General features: G+C 68.1%; 19 protein-coding genes. 9 read left to right on the plus strand and 10 right to left on the minus strand.

What is annotated here, in order from left to right:
- Nucleotides 1-11 precede the first annotated feature (11 nt).
- The 4 genes from A6I89_RS09650 to hsaA all read right to left on the minus strand — a co-directional run bounded on the left by A6I89_RS09650 (nt 12) and on the right by hsaA (nt 5796).
- Nucleotides 12-2216 (minus strand): acyl-CoA dehydrogenase family protein, encoded by a 2205-nt coding sequence (locus A6I89_RS09650; protein WP_022598268.1) that lies wholly within the window; start codon nt 2214-2216, stop codon nt 12-14.
- Between the two features lie 102 nt (nt 2217-2318).
- Entirely contained in the window at nt 2319-3482 is a 1164-nt protein-coding gene (locus A6I89_RS09655) for a steroid 3-ketoacyl-CoA thiolase (RefSeq protein ID WP_022598269.1), read from the minus strand.
- Nucleotides 3483-3775: 293 nt separating this feature from the next.
- On the minus strand, nt 3776-4408 hold the full coding sequence (locus A6I89_RS09660; RefSeq protein WP_172504543.1) for a TetR/AcrR family transcriptional regulator: 633 nt from the start codon (nt 4406-4408) through the stop codon (nt 3776-3778).
- Nucleotides 4409-4629: 221 nt separating this feature from the next.
- Entirely contained in the window at nt 4630-5796 is a 1167-nt protein-coding gene (hsaA, locus tag A6I89_RS09665; protein WP_013417426.1) for a 3-hydroxy-9,10-secoandrosta-1,3,5(10)-triene-9,17-dione monooxygenase oxygenase subunit, read from the minus strand.
- Between the two features lie 275 nt (nt 5797-6071).
- On the opposite strand from hsaA, the gene A6I89_RS09670 reads away from it, so the two are divergent.
- The 5 genes from A6I89_RS09670 to A6I89_RS09690 all read left to right on the plus strand — a co-directional run bounded on the left by A6I89_RS09670 (nt 6072) and on the right by A6I89_RS09690 (nt 10021).
- Nucleotides 6072-7229, plus strand: a complete 1158-nt coding sequence (locus tag A6I89_RS09670; protein ID WP_022598270.1) for a 3-ketosteroid-9-alpha-monooxygenase, oxygenase component — start codon at nt 6072-6074, stop codon at nt 7227-7229.
- Entirely contained in the window at nt 7210-7473 is a 264-nt protein-coding gene (locus A6I89_RS09675; RefSeq protein WP_005517156.1) for a hypothetical protein, read from the plus strand. Before A6I89_RS09670 ends, A6I89_RS09675 begins: the two co-directional genes overlap by 20 nt.
- A 28-nt stretch (nt 7474-7501) precedes the next feature.
- Nucleotides 7502-8293 (plus strand): SDR family NAD(P)-dependent oxidoreductase, encoded by a 792-nt coding sequence (locus A6I89_RS09680; RefSeq protein ID WP_022598272.1) that lies wholly within the window; start codon nt 7502-7504, stop codon nt 8291-8293.
- 83 nt (nt 8294-8376) lie between these two features.
- A complete protein-coding gene (locus A6I89_RS25030) occupies nt 8377-9270 on the plus strand; it encodes a nuclear transport factor 2 family protein (RefSeq protein ID WP_005517153.1) in 894 nt (297 codons plus the stop codon).
- Nucleotides 9271-9619: 349 nt separating this feature from the next.
- Nucleotides 9620-10021: a hypothetical protein gene (locus A6I89_RS09690; RefSeq protein WP_022598274.1), complete on the plus strand. Its 402-nt coding sequence runs from the start codon at nt 9620-9622 to the stop codon at nt 10019-10021.
- 78 nt (nt 10022-10099) lie between these two features.
- Here the strand turns inward: A6I89_RS09690 and A6I89_RS09695 are convergent, their stop codons facing one another.
- Nucleotides 10100-10915, minus strand: a complete 816-nt coding sequence (locus tag A6I89_RS09695; protein WP_022598275.1) for a DUF72 domain-containing protein — start codon at nt 10913-10915, stop codon at nt 10100-10102.
- Nucleotides 10916-11028: 113 nt separating this feature from the next.
- Here A6I89_RS09695 and A6I89_RS09700 point away from each other — a divergent pair, with 113 nt between their 5' ends.
- On the plus strand, nt 11029-12195 hold the full coding sequence (locus A6I89_RS09700; RefSeq protein ID WP_060934532.1) for an alpha/beta hydrolase: 1167 nt from the start codon (nt 11029-11031) through the stop codon (nt 12193-12195).
- A gap of 94 nt (nt 12196-12289) precedes the next feature.
- On the opposite strand, the gene bphC is transcribed toward A6I89_RS09700, so the two are convergent.
- The 4 genes from bphC to A6I89_RS09720 form a co-directional block, all read right to left on the minus strand.
- Complete coding sequence (gene bphC, locus A6I89_RS09705; RefSeq protein WP_005517141.1) at nt 12290-13195, minus strand: biphenyl-2,3-diol 1,2-dioxygenase; 906 nt, start codon at nt 13193-13195, stop codon at nt 12290-12292.
- Between the two features lie 40 nt (nt 13196-13235).
- Nucleotides 13236-14408, minus strand: coding sequence for an acyl-CoA dehydrogenase family protein (locus tag A6I89_RS09710; protein WP_022598279.1), 1173 nt, complete (start codon nt 14406-14408; stop codon nt 13236-13238).
- Between the two features lie 442 nt (nt 14409-14850).
- Complete coding sequence (locus tag A6I89_RS09715; RefSeq protein WP_060934533.1) at nt 14851-16539, minus strand: FAD-binding protein; 1689 nt, start codon at nt 16537-16539, stop codon at nt 14851-14853.
- Nucleotides 16540-16553: 14 nt separating this feature from the next.
- Nucleotides 16554-17420: an alpha/beta fold hydrolase gene (locus A6I89_RS09720; RefSeq protein ID WP_084930961.1), complete on the minus strand. Its 867-nt coding sequence runs from the start codon at nt 17418-17420 to the stop codon at nt 16554-16556.
- Nucleotides 17421-17675: 255 nt separating this feature from the next.
- Between A6I89_RS09720 and A6I89_RS09725 the strand changes: the two genes are divergently transcribed.
- Nucleotides 17676-18200 (plus strand): flavin reductase family protein, encoded by a 525-nt coding sequence (locus tag A6I89_RS09725; RefSeq protein ID WP_005517134.1) that lies wholly within the window; start codon nt 17676-17678, stop codon nt 18198-18200.
- A 96-nt stretch (nt 18201-18296) separates the two neighbouring features.
- On the opposite strand, the gene A6I89_RS09730 is transcribed toward A6I89_RS09725, so the two are convergent.
- Nucleotides 18297-19190 (minus strand): IclR family transcriptional regulator, encoded by an 894-nt coding sequence (locus tag A6I89_RS09730; protein WP_005517133.1) that lies wholly within the window; start codon nt 19188-19190, stop codon nt 18297-18299.
- Nucleotides 19191-19465: 275 nt separating this feature from the next.
- Here A6I89_RS09730 and A6I89_RS09735 point away from each other — a divergent pair, with 275 nt between their 5' ends.
- Nucleotides 19466-20347, plus strand: coding sequence for a TIGR03619 family F420-dependent LLM class oxidoreductase (locus tag A6I89_RS09735; protein WP_013417436.1), 882 nt, complete (start codon nt 19466-19468; stop codon nt 20345-20347).
- A 109-nt stretch (nt 20348-20456) separates the two neighbouring features.
- Nucleotides 20457-20942 (plus strand): nuclear transport factor 2 family protein, encoded by a 486-nt coding sequence (locus A6I89_RS09740; RefSeq protein ID WP_005517129.1) that lies wholly within the window; start codon nt 20457-20459, stop codon nt 20940-20942.
- The last annotated feature ends 45 nt before the right edge of the window (nt 20943-20987 follow it).

Consider the following 20987-nt stretch of genomic DNA (forward strand, 5'->3'; position numbering starts at 1 on the left):
GCGTGTGGAACTCACTTTCCGGGATCGGGATCGCGCGGCAGACCCAGGATCCGCTCGCCGATGATGTTGAGCTGCACATTGGTGGTACCACCTGCAATCGACATGCACTGCGAGTTCAGGAACATTTGGGTGGCCGAGCGGCGATGCTGCTCACCGAGCAGGGACGACGGACCCGCCCATTCCATCGCGACCTCCCACACCTGCTGGATGTGTTCGACGCCCAGCAGTTTCGCGATCGACGACTCCGCGCCGGGCTGCGCGCCGGTGAGCGACCGCAGCGTCGTGCGCAGGCCCATCAGACCGCCGGACTGCGCGTCGCACAGCACCTTGCCCAGAACGGTCATTTGTTCGTCGTCGAGGCCACCGGGGATCGAGACGGCCAGGTCGAGCAGCGCCTCACCACCCGAACCGAGCGAGGAGTCGTGCGACAGCGAGACCCGCTCGTTCGCGAGGGTGGTGCGCGCCAGCTTCCAGCCGTCACCGGGCTCGGCGACCAGGCACTCGTCGGGGACGAACACGTCGTCGAGGAACACCTCGTTGAACAGCGCCTCGCCCGTGATCTCACGCAGCGGGCGGATGTCGAGTCCGCTGTTCTTGATGTCGATCAGGAAGTACGACAGGCCCTTGTGTTTGGGAGCGTCGGCGTCGGTGCGGGCCAGGCAGATACCCCAGTCCGCCTCGCGGGCCATGGACGTCCACACCTTCTGCCCGTTGAGCTTCCAGCCGCCGTCGACCTTGGTGGCCTTGGTGGACAGGCCGGCCAGGTCGGAGCCCGCGCCGGGCTCGGAGAACAGCTGGCACCACACGATGTCGCCACGCAGCGACTGCGGGACGAATCGCTCGATCTGCTCGGCGTTACCGTGCGCGATCAGCGTGGGGATCACCCAGTTGCCGATGATCATGTCGTGCGGAACGAGCGCGGCGGCGCGCAGTTCCTCGGCGATGACGAGCTGGGTGACCGCGTCGGCGCCCTTACCCCACGGGGCGGGCAGATGCGGTGAGGTGTAGCCCTTCTCGGCCAGGTACGCCTTCTGCTCGGCACCCTCGAGCGCCGTCGCGGGCTCGAGCTCGGCGCGGACGTCGGCGCGGATCTGCTCCGCCTCCGGCGGCAGGTCGATGCTGAGGACGCGGCGGGCGCCGTCGATCGTCAGGTTCGCGACGCGACGCTTCCAGGAGGCCGTGGAGCCCAGCAGGATTCGCAGCGACTGCGCGCGGCGCAGGTACAGGTGGGCGTCGTGCTCCCACGTGAAGCCGATGCCGCCGAGGACCTGGATGCAGTCCTTGGTGACCTGGAACGCGGATTCGAGCGCCACCGCACCGGCCACCGCCGCCGCGAGCGATGCCTCGGTGCCGTCGACGTCCTCACCCAGCGCGCGGGCCGCGTCCCACGCGGTGACGCGGGCCTGCTCGGTGAGGCTGAACATGCGGGCGGCCTTGTGCTTGACGCCCTGGAACTGTCCGATGACCCGGCCGAACTGCTGACGCACCCGCGCGTAGTCCGCGGCCGTGGTGGTCGCCCAGTCCGCCAGGCCCGACGCCTCCGCCGCGAACAGCGTCGCGGCGATGTCGAGAATGCGCTGCGAATCGAGTTCCAGCACATCGCCGTCGGACAGCTCGAGGCCGTCGGCCGTCACCTCCGCGTTGCGGCGGACCACGTCGTGGCTCGGCAGCTCGGTGACGTCGAGGCGATCGCGCGCCACCACGACGAACGACAGGCCACCCTCGGCCGCGTCGGTGTCGTCATCGGAGGCGGCCAGCAGGAACACGTCGCCCACCTGACCGCCGAGGATATGGCTCGACGTGCCGGACAGCGTGGTCTTGCCGCCGTCGCGGACCAGCTTCAGCCCGCCCGGCTGCAGCGCGACGGCGCCGAACAGCGAACCGTCGGCCAGACCCTCGAGCTCGGCGGTGCGGCCGGCCTCGTTCAGGACCGTGGACACGACCGCGGTCGGCAGGAAGGGTCCGGGAACCATCGCACGGCCGAGTTCCTCGGTGACGATGGCGAGTTCGACGAGCCCGTAGCCGGCGCCGCCGAACTCCTCCGGCAGGTGCAGGCCCAGCATGCCGAGTTCGGCGAGCGAACCCCAGTAGCCGGGGCGGGTTTCGGTCTTCGCCTCGACCGCCTCCCGGATCACGGTCGGGGTCGCGTGGCGCGCGGCCCAACCACGCACGGAATCGCGGAGTTCGCGGTCTTCGTCACTCAAACCAATGGTCATCGAAAAGTCCTCGGAAGTAGATGAAGTACGACGGGCGCTTCGCGCCCGTGCGCCTTTTCGGTAGTGGGGACTACCGAAAAGGCGCACGGGTGGCGGAGCCGCCTAGATGCGCTCGATGATGGTGGCGGTCGACAGCGCACCGCCGGCGCACATGGTGATCAGCGCGGTGGAACGGTCCGAACGCTCGAGCTCGTGCAGCGCGGTGGTGATCAGGCGCGAACCGGTGGAGCCGACCGGGTGGCCGAGCGCGATCGCGCCGCCGTTGACGTTGACCTTGCTCAGGTCCGCGTCGAGCACCTGCGCCCACGACAGCGCGACGGCCGCGAAAGCCTCGTTGATCTCGACGATGTCGATGTCGCCGAGCGACATTCCGGCCTTGGCCAGCACGTGGCGGGTGGAGTCGATGGGGCCGTCGAGGTGGTAGTACGGGTCGGCGCCGACCATGCCGGACGACACGATGCGGGCACGCGGACGCAGGCCCAGCGCCTTCGCCTTGTCCTCGCTCATCAGGAGCACCGCGGCGGCACCGTCACTGATCTGCGAGGACGACCCGGCGGTGTGGATGCCACCGTCCATGACCGGCTTGAGCGCGGCCAGGCCCTCGGCGGTGGTCTCGCGCAGGCCGCCGTCACGGGTCACGGTGGCGACCTCTCCGGTGAGTTCGTCTTCCTTCGTCACGACCGGAGCCTCGACGGGCACGATCTCGCGGTCGAAGCGGCCCTCGGCCCACGCCTGTGCCGCGCGACGCTGCGACTCGAGACCGAACGCGTCGGTGTCGCCGCGCTTGATCCCGCGGTTGGCGGCGATCCGCTCGGCGGAGGTGAACTGGTCGCCCATGTCGACGGTCCAGTCCTCCGGGAACGGGATACCGGTGCCGGGAGCGAGCGCCTGGCCGAGGAACACGCGCGACATCGACTCGACACCGCAGCCGATGCCGGCGTCGATCTGGCCGGACGCGATCAAGCCCGCCACCATGTGCACGGCCTGCTGCGACGAACCGCACGCGCAGTCGATGGTCGTGGCGGCCGTGGTGTACGGCAACCCCGCGTGCAGCCACGCGTTGCGTGCGACGTTGTTGGACTGCTCGCCGGCCTGGGTGACGACGCCGCCGACGATCTGACCGATCTCCTCGGGAGCGACACCCGCGCGCTCGAGCACCGCGCGCTGCGCGAATCCGAGCAGGGTGGCCGGATGCAGCCCCGCGAGCGCGCCGCGGCGGCGGCCGATCGGGGTGCGGGCGGCCTCGACGATGACGACATTGGTCATGGAGCGCTCCTCATGAGTACTGCGAATACGTGCGAAAACTGCGAGTCGGCCCCGTTCGGGACTGCAACTCGTTCATTTTTGGAATGTATTCTACTTTCGCGGTCAGGGCAATGGCTGCGCGGGAACTGGACCGCACGCTCGGCGAACACTGCGCCAGCCGCACATTCAGCTCAATCAGTAAGCCGTTTACACACTGGCGCGCCGGGCCGCCGCCGGGACCGGCCCCAGGGCCGGCCGACGACGACTCCGGCCCCGCGAGCAACTCACGGGGCCGGAATTAGAATTCATTTCAGTTACGCCTGGATCGGCGGCAGTTGAGCGTTCGACAGATCGGCCAGCAGCAGCCGACACGCCGTGCGGAGATCCTCCTCGGCATCGGGGACCGAGATCCGGCCGTTGAGGCAGGACTGGATGATGCCGAACCACGCCGATACCAGTAAACGAACGAGCACCGAATCGTTCTCCGTCACCTGTTCGAGCCCCGCAGCCTCGAACAGCACGTCCCGGAACTGCCGGTCCACGCGCGCCACGTCGGGGATCGTGGTGACCTTGGCCGTACTGGTCGACTGGATCATCGCGTTCGCCAGCAGAGGCCGGCGCAGCAACGCCCGCGTGGCCCGCAACAGGGTCTCGAAGATCTCGTCCTGCGGGGTCGGCGCCGGTTGCGCGCGACGCGCGAAGCCCTCGCTCATCTGGTCGATCTGGTCGACCATCACCGCGACGAACAGATGCGTCTTCGACGGGAAGTAGCGATAGAGGGTTCCGATCGCGACGCCCGCGAGCTTGGCGACCTCGTGCATCTGCACGCGCTCGAGATCCTTCTCGGCGCCCAACTGGGCGGCGGCGTCGAGCATGCGGGCGAACCGCGCGCGCTGCTCCGCCGAACTCGGCTCGGCCGCGTCCCGTGCCTCGGCCACTCTCGGCACCGTCGACCCCCTACCTCGTCCTCGTCCTCGAACCGCGTGCCGCGGGGCGCGCAGCACACTTCGAATGCTCCCAGCTGACGTCGTCCGCTCGCAGCGCTTCCGGTCAGTGGGAATCGCGGAGCCCGTGTGGGCGCCGCCGATCGAGTTCACATCGAACCCGAAAACGGGGGCGGACACAACCACGCAGACCCGGCACGTGGGACGACGGGGCGCCGACCGCGTCAGACCAGGTTGTCCTCCACCGGGAGACCGAAGGCTCCACGGCCGTACATGGCGAGGGCCCGCGCGGCATCGTTGGCGACGTGGACGCTGCCGGCGTGCGCGTCGCGCCACGCCCGTTCGATCGGGTTGCCGCGGGTGAGCGAGTTGCCGCCCGCGGTCTTGAAGAGCACGTCGATCGCCTCGAGGGCCCGCTCCGTGCCACGCACCTGATCCCGCCGGACGCGCAGCCGCATGCTCATCGGCAGCGGCTGGCCGGCCTCGGCCAGTTCCAGCAGCTCCCGGATGTTGCGGTCCATCTGCAGGATCGCCGCGTCGATCTCCGACGACGCCCGCGCCACCGCGATCTGCGCCGACTGGTCCTCCGCGAACCGGCCGCCGCCGAGACTGAGCCGGACCCGGTCCCGCATGGCCGACAGATAGGTCTCGTAGCACCCCGCGACCGTCCCGATGACCGGCGCCGCGACGGTGCTGGTGAAGATCGCCGCGAACGGGAGCTTGAACAACGGCGCGGGGTTCACCTTGTGTCCGGGCCCGCGCAGTTGTGCCGCCTCGTAGTTGCGGATCGTCCGATACTCGGGGACGAACGCCCGCTCCACGGTGATCTCGTTGCTCGCGGTTCCGCGCAGTCCGACGACGTCCCACACGTCCTTGATCCGGTAGTCGGTGCGCGGCACCAGCACGGTCATGAAGTCCACGGGCCGCCCCTCGGCACCGACCACGAGCCCGCCGAGCAACGCCCACGACGCATGGTCACAGCCCGACGAGAACCGCCAGCTGCCCGACAGTTCGTAGCCGCCCTCCACCGGAACGAGCTCCCCCACCGGCGCATACGCCGACGACACGAGCGTCGAGGTGTCCTGCCCCCACACCTCGTCCTGCACCTTGACGTCGAACAGCGCGAGATGCCACGGGTGCACCCCCAGCACCGACGTGACCCATCCCGTGGATCCGCACACTCCGGAGATCGCGCGGACCACCTCGTAGAAGTCGACCGGGCTGGTCTCGAGACCTCCGTAGCGCGCGGGCTGCAGCATCCGGAAGACGCCGGCCGCCGTCAGGTCCCGGATCGTCTGGTCGGAGACGCGCCGCGATTCGTCGACGGTCTGGGCGCGCTCGGCGATGGCGGGTAACAGTTCGCGGACCGACTGCAGGACCTCGTTGGGCATGTGGGTGCTCCTCCACGACCCCGACCGGGATCACATGTAGGGACAGGGGGGTACCCGCATGGTAGGGCGGGACGGCCGCGGACCGTCCGCCGGGCGGTCCGTGGGGCGGTCCCGGCCAGTGGGACTGTCGAAAACCGGGTGATAGGTGTCACCTAGCGTGGCCGTCAATGCCACAGGTGCATCCTCCACCGTGGAGGGCCCGCATCCGCGGCCAGCGCTCGACATTCGAAGCGCGTCCGAACTCGAAAACTGCTTTCCCTGAAAGGACGGACGAAGTGACGCTCAATCAGTCCGATGAAACCGAAGTCCGCGAGATCGTCGCCGGTGTCGCCCCCACCCGTTTCGCCCGTGGTTGGCACTGCCTCGGCCTCTCGGAGTCCTTCAAGGACGGAAAGCCGCACTCGGTCCACGCCTTCGGCACCAAGCTGGTCGCGTTCGCCGACAGCAAGGGCGACGTCCAGGTCCTCGACGCGTACTGCCGGCACATGGGTGGCGACCTGAGCCAGGGCGAGATCAAGGGCGACTCGGTCGCGTGTCCGTTCCACGACTGGCGCTGGAACGGCAAGGGCCGCTGCACCGACATCCCCTACGCCCGCCGCGTTCCCCCGGTCGCCAAGACCCGCGCCTGGCCGACCCTGGACCAGGACGGCATGCTCTTCATCTGGCACGACCCTGAGGGCAAGGCGCCGACCGAAGAGGACATGTACATCCCGCACATCGAGGGTGCGCTGAGCGACGAGTGGACCGAGTGGGTCTGGTACACCACCGAGGTCGACACCAACTGCCGCGAGATCGTCGACAACATCGTCGACATGGCGCACTTCTTCTACGTGCACTACTCGTTCCCGACGTTCTTCAAGAACGTCTTCGAGGGCCCGGTCGCCAGCCAGTTCATGCGCGGCGAGGCCCGTACCGACATGCGCCCGCACGCGACCGGCGTTCCGAAGATGCTCGGCAGCCGCTCCGACGCGTCGTACTTCGGTCCCTCGTTCATGATCGACGACCTGGCGTACGAGTACGAGGGCTACGACGTCGAGTCGATCCTCATCAACTGCCACTACCCGGTCAGCCCCGACAAGTTCGTGCTCATGTACGGCATGATCGTCAAGAAGTCGCCGGTCCTCGGGGACAAGGCGCTCGAGACCGCACAGAAGTTCGGCGAGTTCATCGCCAAGGGCTTCGAGCAGGACATCGCGATCTGGAAGAACAAGACCCGCATCGAGAACCCGCTGCTGTGCGAGGAAGACGGTCCGGTCTACCAGCTGCGCCGCTGGTACGAGCAGTTCTACGTGGACCGCGCGGACGTCACCTCGGACATGACCGACCGGTTCGAGCACGAGATGGACACCACCAAGGCCGTCGCTTCGTGGCGTCGAGTGGTCGAGGACAACCTCGAGAAGAAGGCGCGTGAGAATGCAGCCGCTGGAGTGTGATCGCTGTGGGGCCTGCGTGCAGGTCCAGAAGCACAGCTGGGAACACACCGCCGTGCAGTGGAACGAGACGGCCCAGGAGAAGTGCGTCGAGATCCACGAGTGGGTGGGCCGCGAAGGCCGCCCCGGCGCACCGGTGATGCGGTGCGAGGCGTTGAGCGCGACGATCCAGGTCGCCGCGCTCGACGGCCGCCTCGCCATCACCAACGAGGAGCCCGTCCCCACCCCGCAGGTCGTCGACCACTAGGTCGGACTGCAGACGAGAGAGACCTTTCATGATCGACAAGAACCAGTACGGCCCGTGGGCCGTCATCGCGGGTGGCTCCGAGGGCGTCGGCGCGGCTTTCGCCGACGAGCTCAGTCGCGCCGGCCTCAACCTCGTGCTCATCGCCCGCAAGCCGGGCCCGCTCGAGGAGACCGCGGACAAGGTGCGCGCCAACGGCGTCGAGGTCCGCACGCTGTCGCTCGATCTCCTGGCCGACGACGCGATGGACCAGATCCGCAAGGTGACCGACGACCTCGAGGTGGGCCTGCTCATCTTCAACGCCGGCGCCAACAGCTACGGCCACGAGTTCGTCACCGGTGACCTCGACGGGTTCAACGGCGTCATCAACCTCAACATCACCAAGCAGCTCGAGCTGTCGCACCACTTCGGCGCGAAGATGAAGGACCGCGGCCGCGGCGGCATCATGCTGCTCGGCTCGCTGGCCGGCTACATGGGCTCCGAGCACCAGAGCATCTACGCGTCCGCCAAGGCGTTCAGCCGGGTGTTCGCGGAGAGCCTGTGGCTCGAGCTCGCGCCGTACAACGTCCACGTGGTGGAGCTGATCCTGGGTGTCACCCGCACGCCCGCGATGATCCGCGCCGGACTCAACTTCGACATCCCGGGCATGATCGTCCAGGAGCCGGAGGACGCGGCGCGCGAGGGGCTCGCGCACCTCACCGACGGTCCGGTCTGGGTGGCCGGTGGCAACTACGCCGCCGCCGAGAAGCGCAGTGGCTTCCCCCGCGACAAGATGGTCAAGGGTGCGGCCGAGGCGATGCGCAAGCTGCTGAACCGCGCGTAGAATTTCAGATCGACAAGCTGTGGCTGCGACCGAAAGGTCGCAGCCACAGTCGTATTCGCCCCCAGCCACCGAAGGGAACACCGATGACTCTCGAGATCCTGTTGGCCGAACGCGAGATCGCTCGCGGCGTCGTGAGGTTCGCGCGCGCGATGGACGACCGCGACTGGCCGGTGCTGCACGACATCATGCTGCCCGACGCCACCGCCGATCTCGGGACCGGAACACTGCACGGGCCGGGCGAGGTGGAAGCCGCGATCCGCTCGTTCCTCGACGACTGCGGGCCCACCCAGCACCTGCTGGGCAACATGCTGATCGACGTCGACCTGGCGGCCGGCACCGCGACCAGCCGCACCTACGTGTCCGACCTGCATCTCGGCGTCGGAGACCTTCGCGGCCTGAGCTTCTCGACGCTCGGTGACTACCACGACCAGTGGCAGCTCACCGACGGAGCATGGCGAATGAGCCACCGCACCAAGCACATGCACGGCACCCAGGGGGAGATCGAGGTACTCGGGGCCGGTCCCGGCCACTGGAACGGCGGGACGTCCCCGGTCAACCCGCGCACCACCGCGGCGGACATCGAGGCGATCCGGGCTCTCAAGGCCCGCTACTTCCGGCTCATGGACACCAAGGACTGGGACGGTCTGGCGGCCGTGTTCACCGACGACGTCACGATCGACATGACGGAGACCGGTGGCGGCGTGACGCATTCGGTGGACGAGTACATGCCGTTCCTGCGGGCGAACATCGAGAACGTGGCCACCGTCCATCACGGCCACATGCCCGAGATCACCCTGACCTCCCCCACCACCGCGACCGGGGTGTGGGCGATGGAGGACAAGCTGTGGTGGCCGGACGGCGCGCCGGTGCGCAGCCTGCACGGCTACGGGCACTACGTCGAGGAGTACCGGAAGGCCGGCGACGACTGGCGGATCGCATCGATGCGTCTGACCCGACTGCGCACCGACACCGCGTAACCGCAGTCGGGTCCGATCCTGAAGGATTTCTGATTTCTCTCGCTGAGCGACGGAAATCCTTCAGGATCAACGTAACGATCGACCGTTCTGCCCGATACCGTCTGCACAGGTGTCTCGACTGCGGCACCCGACGGGGAGGAAACATGTCGAGGTATCGAGTTGCGGTGCTGGGGATCGCCGGACTGTTCGGCGTCGTGGGCTGCGGGGCCACGGACGCGGCGCCGCCCGTGAGCGGGGAGGAATTCCGGGTGAGCCTGCTGCCCGGCGCGACGGATCGGAGGCGACGACGACGTTCGATCCACCCGCGTGCGAGGCCGAGAACGCCTACTCGGACGGGGCTCGGATCGGGTTGGTCGACAACGGTTCCGCCGCCGGCGCACTTCTCGGAGACGACCGCGCGTACATCATGCTGGTCAGCGAGGCCGACCTGGACGTGCAGCGAATGGCCGATGCCCACACCGGATCGTGCGCAACGTACACCGTCGCCTACGACGACCCGGCTTCCTTCGGCCGCACGGTCCGCACCGAACGACTCGATCTACCGCCCGAGCTCGCGTCGGAGGACGCTGTGATCGTCTCCGAGGTCACGCACTCCGACAATCCGAACTGGGCTGACGACGAGGTGCTACTGGGATACGCCGCAGTCGGCGACTACACCGTGCTGGTGCTGGCTTACCACGGCAAGGAGTTTCGCACCGAGTTCGACGACGTGTTCACCCGGACCGTCGAGAAGGTGCGCAGTCACGCGTGAGCGGACCGACCCGTGGCGCCGCGGAGGCGAGCGGAGATCGGGAGACGCCCGGAACGACGGGCCTTTCCGCAGTCCGCATCAACCCAGTCTGCGCAGCAACCCCATCGCGTCGAACGGGGCGTAGCCCTTCATGTCGTTGTCGAAGTACACGAAGGCGTCCCGCCCGGACTCCGTCCACCCACGCACCTTCTCGGCCCAGCGGTCGAGGGCGTCGTCGGTGTAGCCGCTGGCGTACAGTTCGGCGTCGCCGTGCAGCCGGGCGTACGCGAAGTCCGCGGTGTCCTCGTCGATCCGGGGATAGCGACCGGCGGTGTCGGCCAGCACCAGCGCCACACCGTGGTCGCGGGCGATCGAAACCATGTCCGGAACAGCGAAACTCGGGTGCCGCACCTCGAGCGCATGCCGGATGGGGCGTTCGGCGTCGGTGGTGTCGAGAACGCGGTCGTCGGAGAGTTTGTCGTCGCGACGGGCCGCGAGCGTGCACGCCGCAGAGGTGGTGCGCGGCAGCAGCGTCAGGAACTCCTCCAGCAGCCGGGCATCGAACTGCATGTTCGGCGGCAACTGCCACAGGATCGGCCCCAGCTTGTCGCGCAGCGCGAGGACGCCCGCGGCGAAGAAGTTCGCGAGCGGCACCTCCACGTCCCGGAGCCGCCGGATGTGCGTGACGTAGCGGCCACCCTTGACGGCGAACACGAAGCCGTCAGGTGTCTCGTCACGCCATTTTGCGAAGCTCGACGGCTTCTGCAGCGCGTAGAACGACCCGTTGATCTCGATCGACGTCAGGTGCTCTGCGGCGTACCGCAGTTCATCCCGGTGCACGAGGCCCTTCGGATAGAAGCCACCGCGCCATCCCGGGTACACCCACCCGGAGATGCCGACACGGACGTCCACCATGCGGCCGCAGTGTAGTCCGTCCGATCGACGATTCCTCGGACTCGGTAACTCCTGTCCCGAGGTCGGGGTACCTTACTGATCGCCAGATTCGAGATGTAGGGGGATTTTCTTCCATGTGGGGTTCAGATCCGAGACGCGCGGCGAGACGTCGACTACGCCGGGGAGTGGTGGGCGCATCGCTCGCGGCACTGGTGGCCTTGCCACTGGCCGGCGAAGCGGCGGCCGCGCCCGGAAGCACCGGAAGCACCGGGAGCCTCGGCAGCGCCGCGGCAGGGTCGAGCGGCAGCGCTGCCGCCAGTTCCGACAACGGCAGCGTCACCGCCGGGTCGGTGATTCCGGGCCCGCTCCAGAACGAGCATCCGCCGCTGCCACCGCTGCGGGACGACATCGCCGCCGCGGCCATCACCGGCGAGGAGCAGAAGACCGATCGGCTCGTGCGCTTCACCGTCGCGTCGCCGGCGCTGCGCCGCGAGGTCGGCGTGGAAGTGCTCCTTCCGAAGGACAATTCGGTGCCGCGCCCGTCGATCTACGCGCTCGAGGGCGTAGACGCGCGTGAGGACACCAGCGGGTGGGTCACGATCGGCGGCGCGCCGGACTTCTTCGCGGACAAGAACGTCAACGTCGTGATGATCAACGGCGGAGTCTCCGGCATGTACACCGACTGGGACCGGATCGATCCGGGCGTCGGACTGCACAAGTGGGAAACCTTCATCACCCAGGAGCTGCCCACGCTGCTCGACGCCCGGCTGAACACCAACGGAGTCAAGTCGCTGCTCGGCATCTCGATGGGTTCACAGGGTGCGATGATGCTCGCCCACCGCAATCCCGGAATGTACCGCGGCATCGCGGTCTTCAGCGGCTGCTACTCGACGGTCGACGACCTGGGCCGGCTCAGCGTCCAGTCGACGGTGTCGTCGCGCGGCGGCGACATCGCCAACGTGTGGGGCGAGGTCGGTGGCCCGGGGTGGGTCGCCCACGACAGCGTCCGGAACGCCGAGGCCCTGCGTGGCATGGACATCTACGTGTCGGTGGCGTCGGGTGTGCCCGGCAAGTACGAGGATCCCGCGGCGTCCGACTGGTTCGACCGGGTGTTCATCGGCGGGCCGATGGAGGTGCTGGCGAACGGCTGCACCCGTCTCCTCGACGCCCGCCTCGACGAATTGAACATCCCGGCGACGTTCGAGTACGAGGCGATCGGCATCCACGGCTGGGCGTACTGGCGCGACCGGCTGCCGCAGGCATGGCCGACGCTGGCGCGCTCCCTCGACCTTCCGGTCTGACCCTCCGCACGACAGAGGTCCCCGCACGACGAAGGGCCCCGCACGGACGAATCCGTGCGGGGCCCTGTCGCGTCGAGCACCACCTACCGGGTGATCAGGCCTTCGGGATGAACGCCTTCAGCGGCTCCGAGGCCGACCAGTCGTGACCCCAGTAGCTGTCCGCCGTGATCTCCTCGGCGGTGTAGAAGGTCTCGTCGACCAGCATGCCCTCGGTGCCGAACTCGAGGTCCCAGCCTCCGGGAGCGCGCACGTAGAACGAGATCATCTTGTCGTTCGTGTGGCGACCCAGGGTCGAGGAGATCGTGAAGCCGAGCTTGGCGACACGGTCCAGCGCCTGACCGACGGCGTCGAGGGTGTCGACCTCCGTCATCAGGTGCACCAGGCCGGGCTCCTCCGTCGGCGGCGCCGGGCACAGCGCCAGGCTGTGGTGACGCTGGTTGACGCCGAGGAAGCGGACGCGCGAGACGCCGTCCTGCAGCCGGATGGCGCCACGCGGGAGGAAGCCGAGCACCTCGGTGTAGAAGGCGTAGGACTCCGCGAACTTGGCCGTCGGCAGCACGACGTGGCCGAGGCCCTGCTCGCCGGTGACCCAGCGGCCACCGTGCGGCGTCACGACCGGGCTGTGGTCGAGCACGGGGCCGAAGAACACCTCGACACGCGTGCCGGCCGGGTCGTCGAACGCGATGACCTTCTCGGCGTCCCGGTAGTCGGCCTCTTCGAGGGAGAGCTCCTCGACGGCGATGCCGGCCTTCTCCACGGCCTCACGGACGCGCTGCAGCGCGAAGTGGTCGCGCACCTCCCAGCCGACGGCCTGGGCCTTGTCGGTGTCGCCCGGCAGGACGATCAGGCGCGCACGCCGCTCGTCGAGACGCAGGTACAGGCCGTCCGGGTCGGGGCCCGAGCCGGTCGCCATGCCGAGGCCGTCGACGACGAGCTCACGCCAGCGGGCGATGTCCTGTGTCTGAATTCTGAGGTAACCGAGACCCCGAATGTCCGTCATATCAATCCGTCCCTGAGTGAGGAATTCAGCTGGGTTCGAACTAGATCATCGAACGGTGGACGCCCTGCGGCTCGCCACCGAGCTGCGTCAGCGCCGACGCGTGGTTGATCGAGCCCGGCACGTGGATGGCGTGCGTGAGGCCGACGTGCGCGTCACGCCAGAAGCGCTGCAGCGGCAGCGTGACCTTCATGGCACCGCCGCCGGCGCGAGCGAAGATCTCGTCCAGGGCGCTCACGGCACGCCATGCGGCGTTGGTCTGGGTGCGGCGACCGATGGCGCGCTCCTCGAAGGTGACGACCTCACCCTTCTCGGTCTTGTCCCAGAAGCGGTCGACGGTCTCGAGGATCGCGACGCGCGAGGCGTTGATCTCGTCGGCGGCCTGACCGATGGCGTACAGGACGTAGGGGTCCTCCTTGATCGGGACACCGGTGACCGCGACGCGCTCCTTCTGCGCGGCGATGTACAGGGCGAGACCTCCCTCGCACATGCCGATCAGCGACGAGGAGATGCCGAGCGGGAAGATGCAGGAGAACGGGAACTTGTACAGCGTCTCGTCGCGGCCGGCGTGCTTGGCGCCGTTGCCACTGAGGACGATCTCGGCGTCGATCGTGCGGTACTCGGGGATGAAGGCGTCCTTGACGGTGAAGTCCTTCGAGCCGGTGCCGCGCAGGCCGACGACGTTCCAGCTCTCGTGGTCGACGGTGTAGTCGGCCTTGGGGACCAGCACGTGCAGGATCTTGCCGGTCGGCACGCCCTTCTGGTCGCCGACGAGAGCGCCGATCATGACCCACTCGCAGTGGTCGTTGCCGGTGGAGAACGACCAGCGGCCGTTGAGGATGTAGCCGCCGTCGACCGGCACTGCGACACCCATCGGGGCGTACGGCGACGCGATCCAGGTGTCGATGTCCTCGCCCCAGACCTCCTGCTGCGCCTTGGGGTCGAAGAAGGCCATCTCCCACGGGTGGACACCGACGATGCCCGACACCCAGCCGGTGGAGCCGTCGACCGAGCCCAGCTTCATGGCCGTCTCCGCGAACTCGCGCGGGTGGGCCTCGAGGCCGCCGAACTCCTTCGGCTGCAGCATCCGGATGACGCCTGCGTCGCGCACGCGCTTCGCGTTGCCGTCCGAGAGGCGCATCAGCTTCTCGCCCTCGATGCCACCCTCGCGGATCTCGTCCGCGAACTGCATGATGTTGTCCAAAACCTGACCCATAGCTATCAGCTCTCTCTCTGCGATCCCACGACGCGGATCAATTCTTAACGGCCAGACCGGTTGCGTTCTAGAGCAATTGGTCTTTCCTGTCCTCCGGCAAGCTCGGGCGACCGGCCTAGCCGAGAATCTCGGTTCGGGTGCGCCGTGAGGCTTGGCATGCGCGCGGCATGCTCGAGGAAGCTGGGAAGGACACCGACGACGAGAATATCGGCCGCGGCGCCCCGGGTACCCGCATTCGGACGGAAAGCAGTGCTCGCGAGCATGCGCCCTCCTGGTGCGGATCGGGGATCAACGCAACCGCTTGCGCTGATCGTGTGTATCGAACGGTCCCAGGAATCGGCCCGGGAGAACAAAACATCTCCCGCTCAGCGGGACTGGAATTCGGCCACGTCAGAGCCGGTTTCCCAGTCCCACTGAGTGAGCATTTCGAGAGACTTCCGGACTACTTCTCGCCGGATCCGACGACGCGCTCGACGTCGCTGTCGGCGACGCGGTTCGCGGCCACGTACCCGAACACCATCGAGGGGCCGATGGTGGCGCCGGCGCCGGCGTACTCGTTCGCCATGACCGACGCGGACGTGTTGCCCGTGGCGTACAGACCGTCGATGACCGAGCCGTCCTCACGCAGTACGCGCGCGTCGGCGTCGGTGACGAGGCCACCCTTGGTGCCCAGGTCGCCGGCCTCGATGCGGATCGCGTAGAACGGGCCCTTGACGATCTCGTCCATGGCCGGGTTCTTCATCGTCGGGTCACCGTAGTACCGGTCGTACGCGCTGTCGCCGCGGCCGAATTCCTCGTCCTTGCCGGTGCGGGCGTAGCCGTTGAACCGGTCGACGGTCTCGAGCAGGTTCTGCGTCGGTACACCGATCTGCTCGGCCAGCTCGCTGAGCGAATTCGCCTTGTGGACGATGCCCTTGTCGTAGAAGCCCTGCGGGAACGGGGCCCCCGGCAGAACCTGCGCGAACGGGTACCGCGACCGGGCCTTGCTGTCCATGATGAAGTAGGCCGGCACGTGGCCGCCCTCGAGCTGGTCGTGCACGAAGTTGACGTAGGGCGCCGACTCGTTGGTGAACCGCTTGCCGTCCTTGTTCACGATCACCGAGGGCGGGATCGAGCGCTCCGACACCAGCGGGATGACCGCACCCATCGGGTGCATGACCGACGGCATCCACCACGCATCGTCCATGAGATCGACTGCAGCACCCAGCTTCTGGCCGGCGACGATGCCGTCGCCGACGTTCTCCCGGGCGCCCATGCTGATGTTCTCCACGCCACGCTCGGGGAGGTGCTCCGCGCGCATCGCGTTGTTGTGCTCGAAACCGCCGGTGGCCAGCAGGACACCCTTGCGGGCACCGATACGCACGAGCTTGCCCTCGCGCTCCGCGGTGATACCGATGACGGCGCCCTTGTCGTCGACGATCAGGTCCTTCATCGACGTCCGGAGCCACAGCGGAACGCCGGCGTCCTTGAGCGCCATGCGCATCCGTGCGACGAGCGCGCGGCCACCGGTGGACATGTGGCGGCGACGGATCACGTTGGACGACACCCGCCACGCCGCGACGAGCGACGCCCGGCGACCGGCCCAGGTGCGCTTGACCATTGCGAGGTCGTGGTAGTCCTTGCTCGTCACCCACAGGCCCAACGGGCCCTTCATGCTGTTGGGGCGCTGGTACTTCTCGTCCTCACCGAGCTTGCGGGTGTCGAACGGAGTGCACTCGACGGTACGGCCGAGCGGGCGTCCCCCGTCGTACTCGGGGTGGTAGTCGGCGTAGCCCTTGACCCAGTAGAACTCGATGTGGGGACTGCGCTCGAGCAGCTCCATCATCGGCGGGCCGTTGTCGATGTACGCGTCGAGACGCTCGTCGGACACCTTGCCCTCGGTGACGATGTCGAGGTAGCGGCGCACCGATTCCCGCGAGTCGCCGGCGCCCTTGCGGACGAGGACGGGCGCGTTGGGGATCCAGATGCCACCGCCGGAGATCGCGGTGGACCCGCCGTAGGTCTTGCCCTTGTCGATGATCAGGGACGACATGCCGCGGTCGGCGGCCGTGATGCCGGCGACCATGCCGCCGCCGCCACTGCCGACGACGAGGAAGTCGACGACGGTGTCGAAGTTGTTGTTCTCAGCCATGGTGATTCGTCAGCTCACTTACGGTCGCGCAGGAGGAAGGAGAGCACCGACGCAACCCAGGCGTCGCGGGCCTCGATCATCGTCCAGTGCCCACAGTTCGGGAACACGTGGAACTCGGCGTTGGGGATGTCGCGCATCGGCAGCAGGCCGAGGTCGACGGGGCTGACGCGGTCGTCGCGTCCCCACGTGAGCAGCGTGGGCGCCTTGATCTTGCCGAACTGCGCCCAGTACGGGGTGCCGTCGGCCTGCGCGTTGGCCGCGGCCATCGCGGCGAAAGCCTTGCTGCTGTACATGCGGCGGGCGATCTCGAGGGTCTTGGGCTCGGTCGCGAGCTCCCAGCGCTCCTCGATGAGCTGCTCGGTCACCACGGCAGGGTTGTAGACCATCGACTGCAGCCAGCGGATGAGGCCCTCGCGGGTCGGGTTGTCGGTGAACTCCATGAGCAGCTTGATGCCCTCGCCCGGGCTGGACGAGAGCACGTTCTTGCCCATGCCGCCGATCGAGACGAACTTGTTGACGAGCTCGGGACGCGCGATCGCGATACGGGCGCCGACGACACCGCCCATCGAGTTGCCGATGATGTCGACCGGACCCAGGCCGAGGCCCTCGAGGAAGGCCGGTACGGCGCCGACTGCCTCGACCATCGGGTGGCCGTCGCACGGGTCGGACACGCCGAAGCCGGGGAACTCGAGCACGTAGCAGGTGAAGTGCTCCGCGAAGTCGGCGAGGACGCCGCGATAGTTGCGCCAACCGGTGACGCCGGGACCGGAACCGTGCAGCAGCAGCAGCGGCGGACCGTCGCCGGCCTGGTGGTACCGCAGCACACCCTGATCGGTGTGCAGTTCCCGCTTGGAATCCTCGTAACTGATCTCAATAGCCATCGTCAGCCTCATGTCCGTTGCAAAAAATGTCATCCGGGTCACAGCCCATCCGGCGGAAGGGTGCCAGTCGGCGTCGAAGTGGGCCATATCGCATCCCGATCAGCGAGACCACCTCTGGTCGAGGTCACCTCCGCCGAGGGCGGTTCCGCTGATCGAGACAGCAATTCAGGGCTGCGGACCTGCGGCCATACGCTCGCAAACATCGACTTCGGCGTAGCGGACGCCGAGCAGTTTCATCGAATCGGAGGTGGCCCCATGTCCACAGAGGCGATTGCACAGGAGATCACGCTGGGAGCAGAGCCGACTCCGGCGGACATGCGACGGGTGATGGGCCAGTTCGCGACGGGTGTCACCGTGGTGACCGGTCTCGACGACGAGGGCCCGGTGGGCTTCGCATGCCAGTCGTTCGCCTCCGTCTCGCTGGAGCCTCCGCTCATCCTCATCTGCGCCGATCACCGCGGCCGGGCCTGGCCCCGCATCCGCGAGACCGGCCGCTTCTGCGTCAACGTCCTGCACGAGGACCAGTCGGACCTGTGCTCCCGTTTCGGGTCGAGCAAGGGCCGCAAGTACGAGGACCTCGACTGGGAGGTCTCCCGTTGGGGCACGCCGTCGCTGCCGGACGTGCTGATGCGGGTGCACGCCGAGGTGCACGAGGTCCACGTCGCCGGTGACCACGACATCATCATCGGCCGGGTGCTCGAGCTGGACACGGTGTGCGAGGAACGCCCGATGGTGTTCTTCCGCGGCAAGTTCGGCATCGGAGCTCCCGAACTGGTCTGACGGCCACCGGCCACTCCGCTCGAACGGGAACTGGCGGCACCCTTCCGACGTGGAAGTGTGCCGCCAGTTCCCGTTGGCGCGGTCGGGAGGTGCCCGTCAGATCCACTGCCCGCTCTGGATCGACAGCAGTCGATCCATCGCGTCCGCGGACCAGGTGTTGACGGGCGGCTCGGGCGCCCGGCGCGCACGCCGGGGAGCACCCATGTCGGGGTAGAGCGTGCGCGACACCTCGCGGGCCGCGTCGACCACGAGCGGCGCGACGCGCTCGAGCTGGGCGGTTCGCGCATCGCCACACAGCGAGATTCCGGCGACCGGACCCTCGTAGCCGCGCACGGCGACACCGACACAGGCCACACCGCGCACGGACTCGCCGCGCTCGAAAGCCAGGCCCCGACGCTGCCGGATCCGGTTGAGTTCCTGGTGCAGGGTCGCGATGTCGGTGATGGTCCGGTCGGTACAGCGACTCAGCCGCGCCTCGTACAGGCTGTCGACCCGCTCCGGGTCGAGCCACGCCAGCATGGACTTCCCGCCGGCCGTTGAGTAGGCCGGTCCGCGGCCGCCCACTCGCGAGGGCAGCGTCGACGCGAAACGCCCGCCGACCTTGTCGAGGTAGACGCTCTCGCTGCCGTCGAGCACGGCGAGATGGACGACCATGCCGGTCTGCATGTGCAGCTCGTGCAGCAGGGGCGCGGCGGCAGCGCGGATCTCACTGTGCCCGCCGTCGCCGCCACCGAGGCCGAGCGCACGCCGGCCGAGGCAGTAGCCGAACGAGGCGTGTTCCACCCAGTTCAGCCGCACCAACTGATCGAGAATCCGGTGCACGGTCGAGCGCGGCAACTGCGTACGGCACGCCACTTCTTCGAGCGTGAGCCGCGATGCGCGACCGTCGAACGCGTCGAGAATCAGGGTCATCCGCTCCACCATCGAAGGCGGCAGTTCACGGCGCGGGGCCGGCGTGGTGACCGACTCACCGGAATCGACGACTGTCATCGACACCTCCAAGCAACATCTGAGCCCCTGATCAGAGGGGCAATCCGACGCAAAACTGAAATCAATTCTGACAGGCTAGCAGGAAAGTCCCGCTAGGCGGGACTTTTTTCCGGTCGATTGTTTGTCCGAATCGGACACCCGATCATGCCCGCTCGCACCGTCGTCCGCCGTCCGAGTCGATCAGACTCCCGGTCACCGGAAAAACGGGCCCAAGGCCCCTCCGCCGTCCGGTAGAACGAAGCAACACCGGCCGATCCAGCAACGGAGCTGTAGGGATGCACATCGGAATCGTCTCCCCAGTCGTGGTCCTGCACCCCGACGCCCACTCCCCGTGGGAGCGCGACGCCGGTATCGCCGACCTCGCCCGCATCGCGGAGACCGCGGACCGTCTCGGCTACGACCACCTGACCTGCAGCGAACACGTCGCGGTCCCGGTGGAGGTCGCCGCCGCACGGGGGGGCACGTACTGGGATCCGCTCGCGACGCTGGGATTCCTCGCCGCCCGGACCACCCGGATCCGGCTCGCCACCCAGGTTCTCGTGCTCGGCTACCACCACCCGCTCGAGATCGCCAAGCGCTACGGCACTCTCGACGTCGTGAGCGGAGGACGGCTGATCCTCGGCCTCGGCGTCGGCACGCTGCGCGAGGAGTTCGATCTTCTGGGCGCGCCTTTCGAGGACCGCGGGGCTCGCGCCGACGACGCCCTCGCCGCGCTCCGCGCATCGCTCTCGCGCAGCCTGCCCGAGTACCACGGGACCTACTACGACTACGACGGACTGCTCGTCGAACCGCACGCCGTGCAGGACCGGGTGCCCCTGTGGATCGGTGGTCGCACGATGCGTTCGCTGCGCCGCGCCACGACACACGGAGACGGCTGGGCGCCGTTCGGCCTGAGCGTCGACGAACTTCGTGGCATGCTCGAAAAGGTAGACGTCCCAGCGCACTTCGACGTCGTACTGAGCGCGGGGGCGCCTCTGGACCCGCTGGGCGCACGCGACCGCACCCTCCGGGCGCTCGAACGCCGCCGCGACGCCGGCGCCACGATCGCCAGCGCGTCGATCTCCGCGACCGACTGCGCGCACTACTGCGATCAGCTCGAATCCCTGCGCGAACTCGGTGCCGAACTGGGCATCGAGTTCGATCCCGCACCCCGCTGACCGCGGGACGCCGCTGCACCACCGAGCCCGGATCGGACACCGATCGAGGCTCGCACGCAACAGGTTTCACGTTTCACCCGATAGCCGGACATACACCGAAGGAGATCCGATGACCGATACCGCTGCGCTCGTCCAGTCACTGATCGAGCGGGTCGAGCTGCTCGAGGACAAGCTCGCGATCCAGGAGCTCATCACCGCGTACGGCCCGGCCGTCGACGCCGGCAACGCCGACAAGGTCGGCGCACTGTGGGCCGAGGACGCCGTGTACGACGTGGACATCCGCAACATGAACGGGCGCGCGGAGATCATGGAGATGGTCCGCACCAGCCCCCACCAGGACTACATCAAGAACGGCTGCGGCCACCTGCTCGACCCGGTCAACATCGTGGTCGACGGCGACACGGCCGTCGCCACGTGCCACTCGCAGCTGCTGCTGCGCAACCAGGACGAGGATTCGTTCCGCGTGTGGCGCGTGACCGCGAACCGCTTCGACCTGAAGAAGATCGACGGCACGTGGCAGATCCAGCGCCGCACCTCGCGCGTGCTCGACGGCCGCCCCGAGGCCCCCGAGCTGCTCGGCCGCGCCGGCAGCTGACCTCCCGTACCGACACGGCCCGCCTCGCTGATCGCGAGGCGGGCC

It is taken from the genome of Prescottella equi, assembly GCF_002094305.1.
In the GTDB taxonomy this organism is placed as follows: Bacteria; Actinomycetota; Actinomycetes; order Mycobacteriales; family Mycobacteriaceae; genus Prescottella; species Prescottella equi.